The following is a 16,838-nucleotide window of genomic DNA, read 5'->3' as shown; positions in this document are numbered from 1 at the left end:
AATAACTTCAAGCTAAATTAATGTCGCGGAAAGCATTATCAAATCCTGCGCTTTAAATCTAATTTCTTCGCTAAATTTTAGGACCTTGAAACCTTAAGAAGCCTCTGATTAATTCGTCATGTCGAATTTCAGCTTCAATCAATACCTTACACACCTGAATTTCTTGAAAAACTGCATTAGTCATAGACTCGTTAAGAGCCGGAAATACTGTTTCAATTAACCTTTTGATTGGTAGCACATACTTCTGAAACCGGCACTCTATCAATCTGTAATCCCATCCAACTGTACCAACCGTCCTGCCGGCGGGCATCTTCCAGTTTTGAAAAATTGCTGACTAAGAAAACGCTTTGTCCAATCGATTCAGGCCGAACATCAACCAGTGATCCGTTAGTCATCATTTGCTTCGTCCAAGTCATCAACTCCTTTCCCTCTGCATTCAGTAATCTGAATTCAGCAGTATCGGAAATTTTACCGTTTGGCTTTGTTCGCCTTGCGAACAGGTAATTATCATGACAAATTCCAGATATCTGCAAATGACTCCCGGCTTCGATTTCATCGAAGTCGAAATGCCAAATCAATTTGGCCTTCTCTCCAACACGATACAAGTACAAACTTGGCGGACTAGGGTTTCGCTTACGACTGACTATTTGTAGCGAGGGCTGAACATGCGTCGTCGATATAAACGACGCATGCTGCGCTAATCTCGGATCAACATCCAATCCTTCCACTTTTACGCTGTCCGCCGCAAACTTGTTATTAACTCTAAAAAGAAAGCTAGCTGCTTCATCCAAATTCTTTTTCGCCTTAGCTGCGATGTAGATCGTATCATTAGCCTCCGCAACATCCTCTATTCCGACGATCGGCAATTGGAGGTAGGCAAAATCCACGGACAATTGCTCATCGGAGCCATAGGCCTGGAAAACCAATTTTGAAGTTTTTTCCGCGTCAACCAAGGCAATATAACCGGTAGAAATGTGAAAAAGTTGCTTGACTGAATTACCGGCCTTAACACCGAACGGCTTCAAATTTACCGATTCAAGTTTTTGTTGCTTCGGACTGTATTTAAATATCTTGAGATCTTTTCCGTTCAGCAAAGGTATCAGATATCCGTCATCTCTCTTGACGATCTTGCCAACGACGGTTTTATCGGCCGCTCTCGCTTCCCATAAACTAATCGATTTACCGGCGCGGCTATCATAGATTAAATATTCGACGCTTTCGGCCTGGCCTGGAAGCGCTTTTGCCTTGCGGTGATCCAGATATTTTTTATACAGGATCGCAGGGGAATCCGCGTCCTCCGGAATCATTCGAATAAACTGTTGATCGATATTTGCCTGATACCTAGCAAATAATGACTCGAAGACTTTGACGTCTGCCGCCGCGAGTTCGACTCGCAGCATCACCGCCAGCACTAAAAAGATTCCCCAGCTAATCGTTTTCATGGCGCTTAGCAACACTCGCAATACTGAGTTTGCCGTTCTTCAAAAGCCGAGCTACCGAAATTGGCAACCCCGTCTTGATAGACCGGGCCGATACCACGACAACTCGCGTATTCCTCATCGTATTCCAGACATTGCGACGCCGTTGCATAAGGGCAGGGGAAGGGGTAGCCGGTATCGCAACTCGCGGTAATTCCGGCGCCCAAGGCGGCATCGCAAGTAGCTTGGCTGGAGCCGCAGGTTTGATAACAAATGTCGTGCAAATTGCACGGCAAGGTCTGGGTCGCGGCAGTCGCATTGGAAATCGTGCCCAACACGGTACCCCAGATCGGATTAGTCACGTACATGTCGTAATTCGTGGCGAACGGCAGGTTGTCCCAACTCTCCAAGTCGTCGGGCGAATTGGAGCAACCGTCGATTTCATGATTTCGTGTGGTGTTCTGCGTTTTTTGAGGGCACTTCGCCAAGCTTGCAAAATCGGCCGGCGTTTTCGGCACCGATTCACCTTGATAGCAACAGCGCGTTGTCGATTCCGGAAACTGACCATCAGGTTTGTTACCGATCGAGCCGTCGGATTGACATTGTTTACATTCCTCGGACGGCTTGTCGCTGGTATCCACGGTTGGAGACGGGCAAGCGGGCTTTTTACAATCGCCGGCAACATCAGCCGGAACGTCGCTCGGGTCGGCTTCCGAGGACTTGCAATCCTTGGGTTTCAAGCAATCGCCCGCCACGTTCGGCACCTTGGGTAAATCGACGATGACACAATTGCCCTCGCATTTTTGACATTCCCCCGGACTGGCCGCACACCCGCTCCCGCCCGGCTGACTCCCACAATGCCACCCTGCCTTAATTACTCCCACGCCGTCATTGGATTTAATGATGCTGCCGTCGGTGCTGACCGTGCCGAGGCCGATCGCTACGAATTCTTCCAGGTCGTGGTCGTAGGAGTACATTTCCACTTGCGCGCCGGGTTTGTGGCCGTCGACGTTGGGCAGGGTCAGCCGGGCCGGCGGGTCGAATTTGGCCCCGACCGGTTGGATGGTGACAATAAACTGCGGCTGCATGCCGTTCGGCGGCGCCATCGGGATTTTGCTGGCGTTGACCGGCGTGACCGAGAGCTTCCCGGTCTTCTTGCCGTCCGGGAAGGTGACCGAGCCGCGTTTGATTTCCAACGCGAAGCCGGGTACGTCGGGCAGGGTCAGCGTGACGTCTTGGTCGCCGACGGTTTTGGCGTTGACGGTGTCGAGTTTGACCAGGTAGATCGGCGCGGACAGCGGGTTGTCGGCACCGGCGATCGTGACGAGGTTGAAGGCGAGCGTGGGCCATTCGCCTTCGGCGCTGGTGGTGCTGCCGTCGGCGACCAGGCGTACCGCGCCGACCGGGACTTCGCTGATTTTGAATTGGCCTTGGGCGTCGGTTTGTGCTTCGCGGGTGGTGCCGTCGACTCGGACGGTGACGTTCGGCAACGGGTGTTCTTGGTTGTCGAGCACGACGCCGCTGATGCTGGTTTGGCCGGCGTTGCCGGTTTTTAGCGCGGAGGCGGTGAAGCCGGCGTAGAGGCTGGTGCCAACCAGGGTGGCGGTGACGCGGTGGACGTCGAGGCCGTCTTCGCTGCCCAGCGTGAATTCGGCGGTGGCCCGCCCGTCGCTGTCGGTGGTGGCGGTCAGCGTGGTTTGGCCGTTTTGGAAGCGGCCGCTGCCTTGGGTGACTTTGAATTCTATTTGGGCGCCGGGCACGACGTTGGCGCCGTCGTCGACCACGGCGACGACGAAGGGTAGCGGCAGCGCTTGGCTGACCGCGCCGCGTTGGTTGTTGCCGCTGTTGACGGTGACTTTGCCGCCGGCCCCGACTGAGGCGCTGGCATAAAACAGGGCTTCGCCGTCGAAGCCGACCGAGGTGGCGCGGACCCGTTGGTTGCCGCTGCCGGCTCGGCTACCGAGTTTGAAGGCGGTGGCGGCGATGCCTTGGGCGTCGGTTTGAACCAGGACGCCTTGGCCTTGGTCGCTGTTGCCGGCGCCGACGATGCCGTCGCCTTCGGTGACGCGGAAGATCACGGGTTTGCCCGCGACCGCTTGGTTGGCGCCGTCCAGCAGTTTGACTTTGAGGGTTTGGGCCAGCACGCTGTTGATCTTGCCGCTTTGGTTTTGGCCGCCGAGCAGTTCGATGTGTTGCGGCGCCAGCGGTTGGTAGCTGACTTGCAGGCTGAGGCTGCTGGTGTTGCCGACGTTGTCGGCGGCGTCGATTTTGAGGGTGTTGGTGCCGACGGCGAGCGGGATGTTTTGGGCCAGGTAGCTGCGGTTGGCGATCGTGGCGGCGATGCCGTTGACTTTGACGTTGGCTTGGCCGGCGGCGACGGTGCCGCGTACGATGTCGTTGATCAGGCCGGACACGGCGATGTGGTCGGTGCGCACGGTGTCGCCATTTTTCGGCGATTCGACGGTCAGGTAGGGCGGGGTCATGTCCAGCGATAGCGAGATGGTGTCGCTGACGTCTTCGCCCTGGGCGTTGACCGCTCGGGCGGTGATGGTGTTGTGGCCTTCTTCCAGTGCGACGTCGGCTTGAAAGCTGCCGTTGCCGTGGGTGACCGGCGCGCCGTTCAGGGTGACTTGGGCGCTGGGGTCGTTGACGGTGCCTTTGACGGTTTGCGGGGTGTGGCCGACGGTCAAGAGCGTGGCCGGGCTGGTGATTTTGACGGCCAGGGCTGGGCTTTGCACCTGGCGTTCCAGCCGGGTCGTGAAGCTGAAGGTATTGGGGCCGCCGCCGGTGACGATGACCGAGACCAGACCGCTGCCGCCGGGCGTGAAGTCGTTGCCGAGATAGCCGGTCAGGTCGTAGTAGGCTTCGCCGGCCGCGGTGGTGCCGCTGGCGTTGCCGATAGCCACTTTCGCCGCCGGGCTCAGGCCGACGATGACCAGCCGGAACGGGCCTTTCAGGCTTTGGCCGCTGACGTTGTTCAGCGTCACCGCCACCGTCGCGTCCGCCGCACGTCGGTTGCGCACCGGGTTGGCTACCTTCACCGTCACTTGGCTGGTCGAGACAGGTTCCCAGTTGGTCGCCGCGACGCTCAAAGCCGTTTTGGAAAAAAAAGACAGCACGAGCAAAGGCAACAACAGCCAGACTGCCGAATTTGCGGTCCTCGTCTCGCCTGACTTTAGAATCGGCGTATTTGGATCAAGCTCCACTTTCGACTTGATCGCTCGCTGGCTCGGCGACATCCCTCACTCCTTTTATAATTTTTATCGATCGCTTAGACACCCATTACAAGGGGAACCTTTGTCGTTTACGATTCGCGACCTTAGCCGTCTGAGAAGATTTATATCCGTAAAATCTTCCGACACTTCCCGCGAATATTGGCCGCCGAGTCTATCAGCGGCCAACACCTGAGGCAATTCAAACTTTCTAGATCAAATCAAGCGTTTCTGCGACGGCGGATAGAGGCAACCGCGAAACCGGCTAGTGCTGTGGCCTCGAATAAAACCGACGGCGGCACGGGTACCGGACTGGCTTCAAAACGCACGTTGTCTATGGCCGCCGAATAATCGAAACCATCGTTCTCGTCGTTAAACTCGAAGGAAAACGCGACGGATCGACCGATAAACGCCGACAGATCGAAAGCGATAGAGGTCACTCCAATGGTCGTCGAATCGATTGATGCGATCAACGCATCGCTGGCGCCCGTAATATCGTCCGCGTCGTATAAGGTAAGCGTCAAATTGTCGGTAAATCCGCTTGGGGTCTCCAGCGCATCAACGCCTAGCGAAGTGAAACTGACATCAAACTTTAACCAGTCGTTACCGGCACTAAGGATGATCGGTGAAGTAAAACTAAAACTACCGTCATCGCCTTGCACCAGACTGGCCGCGAACGGATTTGCGCCTTGTCCACCCGCTAAAACGGCGGCGCCGGCTTCCCATTGCGCACTCCCTCCGCTGGTCAATGCCGCCCAACCGGAGAGATCGTTGTCAAAACTGCCATTCACGATGGTGCCGGCCACCGCAGGGTTGGCGGAACTCAATGCCGCGAGTATTAAGCTTGAAAAGAATAGGCGTGTTTTCAGCATAGTCCTACATCCTGAATAAATTTGTTGAAGCCAATGGCACTCAATTTTCGTTCCATTCAAAATATTCCATAGAATAAATAATAACTTATATATTCAAACAGAGACGAAGACCATAACCATATAGAAAAAGTGTAAAAAAAACCAACAACTCCCTGCCACGGTAATGACTTACCGGCCGGAATCGACTTGGAGGTTATTCACCACTTCCGGTTTAATCCGCACCGGTAAAACCAGCGATGTCGAAGCCATTTCCACGATGGGCAGCTCGACTTGCTCATCCTTCAACGCCCAACGCGCATAACGGTTATTCAATTTGCGGTAATTGACGCCGGCCGTGATGGTTAGTGGCCCTTTAATGTCGTCCGGCACGTTGAATACGTAGCTCGTCACATCGGTACCGCCAGGCGGAATGATGCGCTTGAAACTGTCGCCGACCATGTTGAACAAGTCGTGGCGCCAAACCGCGTTGCCGATCCGATCGATTGGAATGGAGCGGTAAAAATACGCGGCCGGTTCGACATTGTTGCCGGCATCCAATTGTCCGGATTCGTAGACCGTCCGGCCCTGACCGTCTTTAACCAGAAAGTGTATCCACGCTTCGTTGATATCGGTAGTTCCACCGGGAAAGGCATGACCGACTTGGGCATTAGTCACCGCGACTTTCAAGGTCACGGCTTCGCCCAAGTAGCAATACGCCGGCGCCTCGGAAGACGCGATCAAGGCCGGGTCGACATGACGGGCGCTTTCAACGGCGTCACTACGATTCGGCTTGTCAATAGTGATCCTGACTTGATCGGCCGTCAAAAACCGACGCGTTCGCTCAAGTTGCGCCTGATTTCGAGTCACCCAGGGAATGGCCGTGTTGGCTCCGACGTTGAAATGGGTCTTGATCAATCCGCTGCTACTCGCGGAAGGGTCGCTACCCGGCTGTAACGGAAAATGGCAATCCTGACAGCGGCGTTGTTGCGCATGAGCGAAAGTCTGTCGGGTTTGGCCGGAATACGGTCCGTTCAGCCAAGCCGTGTAATCGTCCTGCATTTTCACCCAACCCCAGTTATTAAAATCCTTGTCCATAAACTGAGCATGGCACGTCGCACACATTTCCGGCGTCGACAACACATTTCTGGCCAAATCGGCCCTGTGCTGCTCGGGTTTCAAGCGAATCAGCAGATTATGCAAAAACACCGGCAGCGCTCGCTCGGCGCCGTTGAACAAATATGGTTGGGGCGGAGCGAATCGATAACTGGCGACGCCCTTTAGATGCTCAATGCGCTCGATGCCATGACAAGTCATGCAACTGACGCCTTCCTGCAGATGGCCTGGCGTATCAAGCTTACCGCCCGTGGTTAGTTGTCCGCTCAACAATGCCGCCGGCGCGTGGCAGCCTTCGCAATAGCGGGTGGCTTCCATGTTTTTGCGCTCTGAAAGCAGCTTGATATTGGTTTGGTAGGTTTTGTCGGAAGCGGCCTGGGAATGAATCGATGCCTTCCACTGTTCCGCGATCTCGCGATGACAACTGGCACACCGCTCGGAAGCCCCTATCCGCCGGGGATCGAAAAAACCGCCGGTACTGGTCTCGGTTTGACTGGGCCGAAAAGGATGTTCGCCGTAGCTGTAGAGATAAGGCTCGACGGCCGGCGCGTCCCGATAAGGGCTTGTGCGCCATTGATAAGCCGCGCTAGCCACCAGCACCGCTATCGCCGCGACAACCACCGAGCCGATGACCGCCTTTGTCATTCCGCCGATTAGCGAGGGAAATCGGCTGGGTTCGTTTCGTTTTCTGCGTTCCGGCAAAGACACCGCGTGAAACAACACATGTCCGAGCGTCATTAGCAACACACCGACCGACAAGCCTACGTGGGATTCGAAAATCCAGCGTCCGGCTTCCGACTGGCCTTGCCAAGCAATCTGAACTCCGGTCAGCGCAAGCGCCAAAAACAGCAGCGCGGTCAAGATGCCGGAAAACGCAATCCAGGAACGCCTGAGACCTATCGTGCGCCGAAAATGCAAGATCAAATATGGCGCCAGCAACGCCGCGACCACCAGGCCCAACAAGGTATGCAGCAAATACAGCCATTGCTCGGTTACCGAGAACCCAGGCCAGCACCAACTGATATATCCGCTCAACGCCAACACGGCCGTCACGGCGACCAAGGGCCGGGCGAAGCGGCGCTCGGCGATCATTTGGCTATTCGAAACGTTCATAAGCTTCCCCGCGTGGTGTTATCTGTACAGTATGTCCAGCGCAGCCTGATCACCGTTGCGCAGTAAAAACTCGACGGCCAGGAATCGAATTTCAGGGTCTTCGCTAGGATTGTCGGCGATTTTCCGCGCAAAGGCGACCAACGATTCCCCATCAAACGTCAACAACTTCTCTATTGCCGCGTGGCGTAACGGATCTTTTTTGGCCTGAGCCAGAGCAAACACGACATTCAGCGCATCCGGCTCGAAGACCGGCGTCAACCGCGCCAACACCGCCTGACGTAAGGATAAGGCCGTCGAACGGTCTGCTAACAGTTGCCCAGCAAGCCGACGGCTTTCGGCGTTCGAATCGGCGAGCAACAATACCGGGCAAAGCGCTTGAATTCGCATGTCGGAGTTGCCGCAAACCGATGCCAATGTCGCCGGCTTGCCGGCCATTGGAAACACCGCCGACAGCGCCTCTAGCAAGCGCGACGAATCTCCGGGCAAACCCTGCTCCATCCAGGCATCCACAGCCACTTCTCGCCAGTCCGAACTCTTCAAAATCGACTGGTACTCGTCGCGCGCCAGGTCGATTTTTCGCTTCAGAAGCTCGATGAGCGCCCATCGGCGAATCGACTCGTCCGGGTCGCGCCAGGCTTGTCGCAACAACTCGGTGTCGCGAGGGTTTTGAGTCGATAGCGCCGAGAAAGCCCTTGTGCGGATATCCGCTTCGGCGGCCCTGGTTTGAGCCACCAACCAAGCCGAACCCGCCGGGTCGGCCACATACCGCCAAATAGAAATCCAACGCGCGCGCAACGCGGTTTCAGTCGGCTTCGTTCGCCCGAAACTTTCTCGAACCAACGAATTGATTTCATCGGCATTAAATACCGCCGCTTCGTCGCCAAGCGCCAGCAAACATTCGAGCGTCGCCAACCGCTTGTCTTGCGCCAAGCCCGAGAAATCGCCACGTCCACCAATGTAATCCGACAATCTGCCGGCATTTTCCGTATCGCCCAATCGCTTCAAAGCTACGAACACATTGGCGACAACCTGTGATTCCTGCGTTTCATCGGTTAGTAGCTTAGCCAGTTTTGGACTAGCCTCGGTCTGCCTTATCAATCCCAAGGCGCGGACGAATTCCGCCCGGACAGAGGCATCACTGTCGCTCAAGCCGGCAAGCAAGGCATGCACACCCCGAAAGCGTTCAGCATTCGCCAAGGCCCGCGAGGCGGCGACGCGCACGCTCGGCTCGGCGTCCTCCAGCAGGCGAATCAAATACGGCACCGCCAAATACTTGCGGTAAACCACCGCCTCTTCTTCCTGAAAGAAATAGGCAAAGGTATCGGCGAGTGCGATTTTGACCTCGGCGCTCTCCCGCGAGAACGCCCTGAGCAGCCAGCGCACCGACGCTTCGTCCTCGAGACTTCGCAGGCCGGCGACCGCGGCGACCGCATTGGCTGGCTCGGAATCTTCCAGGGACTGGATCAGTAGGCCTAATCCCCGCCCATTGCCGGCCCGAGCCGCGATATCGATAGCCGCGCGTCGCACCGCTGGCTCCGGATCGCGCGCGCCGGCCGTCAATTCCGGCCAAATATCGGCTTCGGACTGGCGATGCTCTAGCAGGTGCAAATAGCGAATCCGCAGTTCCGGACGGTCGGCCCCCAATTTCAATCTCAGTTGCGGCCGCACCGGTGGACCGGATTGCGATCCGCCCAATGCGACGAGTTCGTCGCTCCCCTCGCGTATCAACCAATAACGATCGATAACGGTTGGATGCAGCGTCTGGCGAAGGCCGCTCGGCCACGCGATTTCCAATCTTTCGACCGCAGCGGTGTCTCCCAACCCAAACACCAAACGCTTGTCGCTATCGGACAAAAATCCTTCACCGCTAAGCACCGATTTGATTCGAACTCGTCCGGCCGCATACACACGGACGACCGCGCCGACTGCATCGCGGTTGGATTTTTCGCCGACCAATTTCAAGCCTAACCAATGCCGAGGCGGCGACTCGTTCGCTAAAAACTGGCCCAAATCGTTGTTATGACTGACGTAGACGTCGATATCCCCATCGTTGTCGAAGTCCGCAGCCACCGCGCCGCGCGCCGACTGAGCGTCTTTCAGAGCCAAACCCGCTTCGCTACCCGCGTCTACAAATTGACCGTTGCCGTCGTTTAGCCAAAGTTGTTTGGCTTGCCCTTGGCTGATTCGGGCGGTGTCGGGATCGGGCTCCAAATGTCCGGCGGCCAGAAGCAGGTCGTCAAACCCATCGTTATTGAAATCGTGAATCAACGGCGACCAACCGGACAGACTGAGATAGCGATTGGCGCCGATGCCGTTTTCCTTGGCCTTATCCTTAAAATGCTCGCTCCCATCCGCCGCCGTTTCCCGGATTAACGCAACCGTATTTTCACCGGCGGCGCTGGCCACCGCCAGATCGCCACGCCCATCGCCATCCAAGTCACCGGAGGCGATGCCGCGATTGCCCAACGCCGACCGCAAGCCCAAGGCTTGGCCTCCGGCTTCGAACCGCTCACCACTCCGGTTCAGATAAGCGCTGTTAGAGCCGGTGCCGCGATCGTTACTCACCAACAAATCCGGCCAACCATCGCTATCCAAATCTTGCCAGCTCACATCCAGGGTGCGGCCGTCGGCATCCCGAACTCCCGCAGCCTCGGCGATTTCCCGGAATTTAAAGCCGCCGTCATTCAAATACAGACGGTTGGGTAGCGCCGGATACAGACTAGCGTCGAACACGCCTTTTTTTTCGCCGACAAATTGGCTGTTGGCTTCGAAGGTTTTCTTACCTTTCTCGAAATCGACGAATTGGCCGACGTAGAGGTCCAACAGACCGTCGCGGTTAAAGTCGGCCGCCGCGGCCGACGTCGCCCACCCGTCGCCGGCAAACCCGGCATCGGCCGTCACGTCGACGAAACGCCCCGCGCCGCTATTGCGGTAGAGCAGGTTGCCGTCTTTGCCGGTCACCAATAAATCGGTGTTGCCATCGTTATCCAAATCAACCGCCAAACAGCCCATGCCCCAGATTGTCCTGACCAATCCGCTCTCTTCGGTGGCATTTCTAAAACGACCGCCTTCATTCAAAAAAAGCGCATTACCCTCGGCTTGTTGCCACCAATACGCTTTGCCGTAATAACGGGTTTGCCCGGAGCCGTTCACCAGAAACAAGTCCACATAGCCGTCGTTATTAAAATCCGCCGCGCACGCTCCCGAACCTAAAGACTCGTCGATGCCGGCCAGATGTTCGTCGCCTTGTTGATGGGAAAACATTAATCCCGACTCCCAGGTCCGATCGGCGAACGTCGCCGCCGACGGATGCGCCGCCTTGACCAACTTAGACGTCGGTATGGCCTCGGCCCGGAATGGAAAGCCATCCGGTATGTCGACCGGCGTCAAAAAGATCACCGCGCCTAGCAACGCCACCAATAAAACGGTACAAAATACATCGAGCGGCGTCAAAACTGAGCGGACTGGCATGGGGCAACTCTCGGTCGATGGAGATGGGGGTGAGGTTCAACGCTACTATCGCAACCGAATGAAACATCCTAAGAGCTCCGGCCGATAAAGACCGATAAAATCTAACCTAACCGGACCGAAAAAGAAATGAAGTTACTCACCCGTCCGCGGACGCTTGTACCAGAAGCGCCGACGAATAGACGATGGAATATCAAAAACGCTTGACGGCCGACTGAACCACTCGCCGGTTACCGAAACCCCAATACCAAGGGCTTATGCCATCCAATTTATCCGCGCCGATCTCCATTACGACTCTCCGCGATCTCAGCCAGCAATTCAATACCACGGGCCGTATCGAAGCGATCATCTTACGCCCGTTGCGCCGGGAACCGGCGCTATCGGTCGGCGAGGCCATCGCCGAACCGGGACGAGGCTTGCTCGGCGACCACCGCGCTACCCGCCGGCAGGCATCGAAGCGCGAATTGACGTTGTTCCAAGCCGAACACTTGCCTCTCGTTGCCAACTGGTGTGGTCTTGCGACATTGAACCCGATTCGCTTGCGGCGAAATCTGCTGGTGTCCGGCATAAATCTGATCGGAATGCGCTCACTGTTTCCGGGTGTCTGGTTGGAATGGGCGATAGGCGAGGAAGTTCGCATGCAAGTGACCGGTCCTTGCGATCCTTGTTCAAAGATAGCGGCCGAGTTGGGCATGGGGAGTTATAACGCGCTGCGAGGGCATGGCGGCGTCACGGCGCGGATCTTGACGGGCGGCAAAATTCGCGTCGGCGATTCGGTTAACTTGATCCAGGTGCGGACCGAATCGGCGAATCAATAAATTCGGCTAGACGTTCGCGCCCAACTACGTCAAGCTCGTTGCCGCTGTAAGGCTTGCGCGGTCTTGCCGAATAGTTGCAGTACCGGCCCGGCGCCGGCAATCGCAACCGCATCGACCAGACAATACCAAGCCGCGACGCCGCTGGGCGGATTACCTTGGGGCAAATGCGAGGCCGGGTCGATCTCGGCCCAAGCCCAGGTGCCCGCGCCGGTACCGACAATTTCCAGCCATGAGGTAATAAAGAACGCGCCGAGATAAACCATCGGCGAGCGACCTTTAAACAGATAAGCTAAAAACACCAAAAACAGCACTGCGCCGATGATGTCCAGCCGTACCAAGCCGCTCAGACCGACCGCCGCCCAACCGCCGCAAGCAGCGACCACCAACACGGCGATCCGACGAGCGTGGCGTTGAAACAATCCGGAGCGCCCCAAAGCCACGGCAGTCAAGTAGACCAGACCGTGCCCGGCCGGCACGTAAGCCGGTACGTTGCCGAAACGGTAGATGTAGCCCTTCATGTAGACCGACGCGAAATATTCGCCAATCACCGCAAACGTCACGGCGACCGCAACCTGGGTCCGCACGTATTTACATTCGCCGCGCAACCAGGCAAACAAAAACAGCCAGCCGAAAAACGCCAGTAGATATTGCATGAATTGCGGCGCGAAGCCATCGGTGGTCAGACAGATCGTGGTAGTCACGAACGTGAATGCGGCGATCTGGTAGTCGCGCGAGCGGTGTTCAGCCTGACAGTCGACCGACGGAAAATGAGGGAGCGAGAAAAAACTCATAGGCGATCAAACGAAAACGTAAGCCACGGCAATATAGCGCAGCACTTTACCGAAAAATATCGCGGTCAGCGAGGCCAAAAAGGATAACCTCAACCAGCCGGCGGCAAAACACAGGCCATCGCCAATTAAAGGCAACCAAGAAAGCAGCAAGGCCCAAGCCCCCCAGCGCCGGATCGTTTGCAACGATCTTTGCCGATCTTTGACCAGGGATTCAGCCGGGTATTTTTGCGCCCCCCACTGTCCTAGCCACCAGGTGGTCAGCGCCCCCAGGGTATTACCGACACTCGCGATCGCTACCAGCTCTAGCACCGAGTGGCCGTGCCGGCTTACCAAATAGGCCAGCACCGCTTCGGATCCGCCCGGCGCGACGGTCGAGGAGATAAAGGCGCTGGCGAATAAACCGATCAGGCCCCAGGATTCGAACGGCATGGTGTTTTGTCCCGCAAAAAAGCCCCTGAAACCGCAAGTTTCAGGGGCTTGATAAGTAACGAATTATTTATCGGGGAGCGGAATCGCTTTTTTGCCACCGACCAATTTGATCAATTTAGCGATAAACTCTATCGCGACACTCACTAAATGAGCGGCTTGCTCAATCAATGTCGCGACGATTTCGCCGGCCGACATGCCTTTAAAGCGCTTGACCAGCCAGGGGGCCAATACCAGACCGATTGCCAAGCCGATCACGGAGCCGCCGGAGATAAAGCCGGGCTCCGGAGCGGGCGCGGCGACTGGCGCGGCAGGCTGTGCCGGCGGCTGAGCGAGGGCAACCGGCGTCACAGGAGCGTCGACTTTAGGATCGTAAACCTTTCCGCTGTAATCGTCCGGAAACACCGCTGGCGTCACGCCGGGAATACTCGGCAAATCTTCACTGCCCTTGCCGACTTTCAACTGGCCCTTCATGCCTTTTTCCATATGCTGGGCAATGTCGCAATGCACCAGATAGGTTTTATCGCCGGGCGGCAAAATCAAAGTGCCGGACACTTTACCGGGACCACTGACCTCCAGGTGAAACATGCCTTTCGGGTACAAATACTTAGGCAGACCGTGCATCATCCATTGATGGCGAATTTGGTCCTCATTGATGAAGTGAACGGTGAGTTTGGTACAAGGCTCGAAGTGAAACTCCTGCTGATCGAACGCGTACATCGTTCCAGGAAATTTCTCCGAATACTTGTGCCCAGCCCGAACCGTAATTTCTTTGGTAGCGGCGATTTTTTCGCAGCCGCCGGGCAGTGTATCGGTGTTTTGTCCCATCACCATGGCGCCCTCCATGTCCATCAGATGCCCGTCGCCGTGATTCATCATCTGGTTGTGATCCTCGATCTCGACCGCGCGGGCCGAGGATAGCGAGAGTAGGCAGATTAACGGGGCTAGGAATGCGAGTTTGTTCTTTTCGAACATGGCGGGTTTACCTCTGAGGGGCGAATCTTAATACTGTCCATCTACTGTTCCGACGCGGGCATACACGTGTGTGTAATGCCCAAGCCATTCCGCCGCGTAGCACCGACGGAATGGCGGATACCGCAAGCCTTAAAACTCCTTGGCTTTACCCAACAATCCGTCGATTTGACGTTTGAAACCGGCGTTGGACAGATAAAGAATGTACAGACCGGCAAACAAAACCAAAGCGTACAACCCCATGCTACCTTTGCTAGTCGGTTGACCTGCTCCAGCCTTAAAGCCCATGTGTGCGTCCAAACGCTCGCCGTTATCTTGCAGCAGCGTGATATGAATCAGGTATTTGCCTTGCTCGGGCACGCCCTGCGGCAACGACAGAACGACGGTACCGGATTTGTGTTTCTCGGCGCCCTGGAAAAACACCCGTTTGCCTTCCGGCTCCTTGGTGACTTCGAATTCCACCGCCATACCGCGATAGCGTTGATCTTGATAGTCAAATACCAATTGAGTCAACGTAGCAGTATCGGGGATATTGCCGCAGAATTCTTCGGCGGGATAAGCTTGGGGCTGATAGGCTGTGTAGTGGATCCAGTGGTCTTTCTCCAGCTCGAATTTACATTGGTCCGTATCGGTACCGGCCGCGCCACCGTGCGCCCAAAGCGCGGAGGAAAAAAACAGACCCCACAATACCAACAAGCCTTTTCTAACTATGCGTGAGTTTCTCATATACACCCTTCCCGTGTTCTAATATCATTTTTTATTATGATTCATGCACTTATGCACGAATATCGTTAAAGCCGCCGTGCAAGAAATCCGCTCGAATCGGCCTTAAACCGGCGCTAACTCTAGCACATCACCCTATCCAAAGAAAGGCAATAGTTGGCGACCGGCTATGTTCAATTTTTTTTGTCAGCAATCAAAGACAATCTTTATAATGGGGTTATGAATTCTCTCCCAAACTGCGCCGATCTGTTCTGATCAGCTGAAAGAATCTCTCATCCTGTCTCACTAATATATGTCCAAACTAATCGAATCCGCCGAATGGAAAGCCGTCAAACAACACCACCAACAAATTGCCGGCAAATTTTGCATGAAGGATGCGTTCGACAAGGATAAACATCGCTTCGACAACTTCTCGGTGACCTTCAATGATTTACTGTTTGATTACTCCAAGAATCTCATCACCGAGGAAACGCTGCCGCTGTTGATTCAGCTTGCGGAACGCGCCAAGCTGAAGGAAAAAACCGAGGCGATGTTCTCCGGCTCCATCATTAATACCACGGAAAAACGCGCTGTCTTGCATACCGCGCTACGAAATCGCAGCAACACGCCGGTTTATTTTCGCGGCGAGGACGTCATGCCCGAAATCAACGCCGTGTTGTCGCGCATGCGGGTATTCACCGAACAAGTCCGTTCCGGCGCCTGGACCGGCTATACCGGCAAGGCGATTACCGACATCGTCAATATCGGCATTGGCGGCTCCGATTTGGGGCCGAAAATGGTCGATACCGCGCTAACTCCCTACGGTAAGGAGGGCTTGAAAGCCCACTTCGTTTCGAATGTCGACCAGACCGACATCGTCGAAACCCTGGCGCCGCTAAACCCGGAAACCACCCTGTTTTTGATTTCATCCAAAACCTTCACGACCCAGGAAACCATGACCAACGCACGTTCGGCGCGCAACTGGTTTCTCAAAACCGCGCGGGACCCCGGACACATGGCCAAACACTTCATTGCGATTTCCACCAACGAAGAAAAGGTCAAGGAATTCGGCATCGACCCGCGGAATATGTACGAATTCTGGGACTGGGTCGGCGGCCGCTATTCGCTGTGGTCGGTGATCGGCATGTCGGTCGCGTTGTACATCGGGATGGACAACTTCGAGGAGCTGTTGATGGGCGCGCACTTGGCCGACCAACATTTTCGTACCGCGCCCTATCAGCAAAATATCCCGGTCATCATGGGCCTACTTGGGATTTGGTATAACAACTTCTTCGAAGCCGAAACCTACGCAATCCTACCGTATGCGCAATCGCTAAAATACTTCGCCGACTATTTCCAGCAGGGCGACATGGAAAGCAACGGCAAGAGCGCGACGGTCAATGGCGACAAAGTCGATTACAACACCGGCCCCATCATCTGGGGCCAGCCCGGCACCAACGGTCAGCATGCGTTTTTTCAGTTGATCCACCAAGGCACCAAACTGATACCCGGCGACTTTTTGGCGGCGGCTCAGAGCCAGTACGATTTGCCGGATCATCACGACATCCTGATTTCCAATTTCCTGGCGCAGGCCGAAGCGCTAATGCGCGGCAAGACCGAAGCCGAAGTCCGTAACGACCTAAGTCACGAACCTAATCTGGACGACGCGCTGATTGCCTCGAAAATTTTCGAAGGCAATAAACCGTCCAATGCCTTTTTATTCAAAAAGCTGACGCCGAGAACGCTAGGGATGCTGATCGCGTTTTACGAACACAAAATCTTTGTGCAAGGCGTGATCTGGAACATCAATTCGTTCGACCAGATGGGCGTGGAACTCGGCAAAGTGCTGGCTCGCGCCATTCTTCCGCAATTGAAGAATGAGGATGTCATCGACGACCACGACTCTTCTACCAATGGTTTGATCAACGCTTACAAACGCTTACGGAAAGCTTGA

11 protein-coding genes are annotated in these 16,838 nt (G+C 55.6%); 2 read left to right on the top strand and 9 right to left on the bottom strand.

Annotated elements, in window-relative coordinates; all coding sequences use genetic code 11:
* Positions 1-212 precede the first annotated feature (212 nt).
* The 5 genes from ACQE3E_RS01590 to ACQE3E_RS01570 form a co-directional block, all read right to left on the bottom strand.
* Complete coding sequence (locus ACQE3E_RS01590; protein ID WP_313729265.1) at positions 213-1,442, bottom strand: hypothetical protein; 1,230 nt, start codon at positions 1,440-1,442, stop codon at positions 213-215.
* Positions 1,443-1,447: 5 nt separating this feature from the next.
* On the bottom strand, positions 1,448-4,657 hold the full coding sequence (locus ACQE3E_RS01585) for a carboxypeptidase regulatory-like domain-containing protein (protein ID WP_427501176.1): 3,210 nt from the start codon (positions 4,655-4,657) through the stop codon (positions 1,448-1,450).
* Positions 4,658-4,851: 194 nt separating this feature from the next.
* Complete coding sequence (locus tag ACQE3E_RS01580; protein WP_313729267.1) at positions 4,852-5,562, bottom strand: hypothetical protein; 711 nt, start codon at positions 5,560-5,562, stop codon at positions 4,852-4,854.
* A 108-nt stretch (positions 5,563-5,670) separates the two neighbouring features.
* Positions 5,671-7,707, bottom strand: a complete 2,037-nt coding sequence (locus ACQE3E_RS01575) for a cytochrome c family protein (protein WP_313729268.1) — start codon at positions 7,705-7,707, stop codon at positions 5,671-5,673.
* Positions 7,708-7,725: 18 nt separating this feature from the next.
* Positions 7,726-11,178, bottom strand: coding sequence for an FG-GAP-like repeat-containing protein (locus tag ACQE3E_RS01570; RefSeq protein WP_313729269.1), 3,453 nt, complete (start codon positions 11,176-11,178; stop codon positions 7,726-7,728).
* 254 nt (positions 11,179-11,432) lie between these two features.
* Between ACQE3E_RS01570 and ACQE3E_RS01565 the strand changes: the two genes are divergently transcribed.
* Positions 11,433-11,993, top strand: coding sequence for an MOSC domain-containing protein (locus ACQE3E_RS01565; protein ID WP_313729270.1), 561 nt, complete (start codon positions 11,433-11,435; stop codon positions 11,991-11,993).
* A 29-nt stretch (positions 11,994-12,022) separates the two neighbouring features.
* Here ACQE3E_RS01565 and ACQE3E_RS01560 read toward each other — a convergent pair whose 3' ends face one another.
* The 4 genes from ACQE3E_RS01560 to ACQE3E_RS01545 all read right to left on the bottom strand — a co-directional run bounded on the left by ACQE3E_RS01560 (position 12,023) and on the right by ACQE3E_RS01545 (position 14,908).
* Complete coding sequence (locus ACQE3E_RS01560) at positions 12,023-12,784, bottom strand: hypothetical protein (RefSeq protein ID WP_064029065.1); 762 nt, start codon at positions 12,782-12,784, stop codon at positions 12,023-12,025.
* Positions 12,785-12,790: 6 nt separating this feature from the next.
* Positions 12,791-13,213 (bottom strand): YqaA family protein, encoded by a 423-nt coding sequence (locus ACQE3E_RS01555; RefSeq protein ID WP_064029063.1) that lies wholly within the window; start codon positions 13,211-13,213, stop codon positions 12,791-12,793.
* A gap of 63 nt (positions 13,214-13,276) precedes the next feature.
* Positions 13,277-14,185 carry a cupredoxin domain-containing protein gene (locus tag ACQE3E_RS01550; RefSeq protein ID WP_313729271.1) on the bottom strand — a complete coding sequence of 303 codons (909 nt, stop codon included), beginning with the start codon at positions 14,183-14,185 and terminating at the stop codon, positions 13,277-13,279.
* 129 nt (positions 14,186-14,314) lie between these two features.
* Positions 14,315-14,908, bottom strand: a complete 594-nt coding sequence (locus tag ACQE3E_RS01545; protein WP_064029060.1) for a hypothetical protein — start codon at positions 14,906-14,908, stop codon at positions 14,315-14,317.
* Between the two features lie 289 nt (positions 14,909-15,197).
* Between ACQE3E_RS01545 and pgi the strand changes: the two genes are divergently transcribed.
* Entirely contained in the window at positions 15,198-16,838 is a 1,641-nt protein-coding gene (gene pgi / locus ACQE3E_RS01540) for a glucose-6-phosphate isomerase (RefSeq protein ID WP_064029058.1), read from the top strand.

Source organism: Methylomonas sp. MED-D, assembly GCF_050276835.1.
GTDB lineage: Bacteria > Pseudomonadota > Gammaproteobacteria > Methylococcales > Methylomonadaceae > Methylomonas > Methylomonas koyamae_A.
This window is presented reverse-complemented; position numbering and strand designations above follow the sequence as displayed.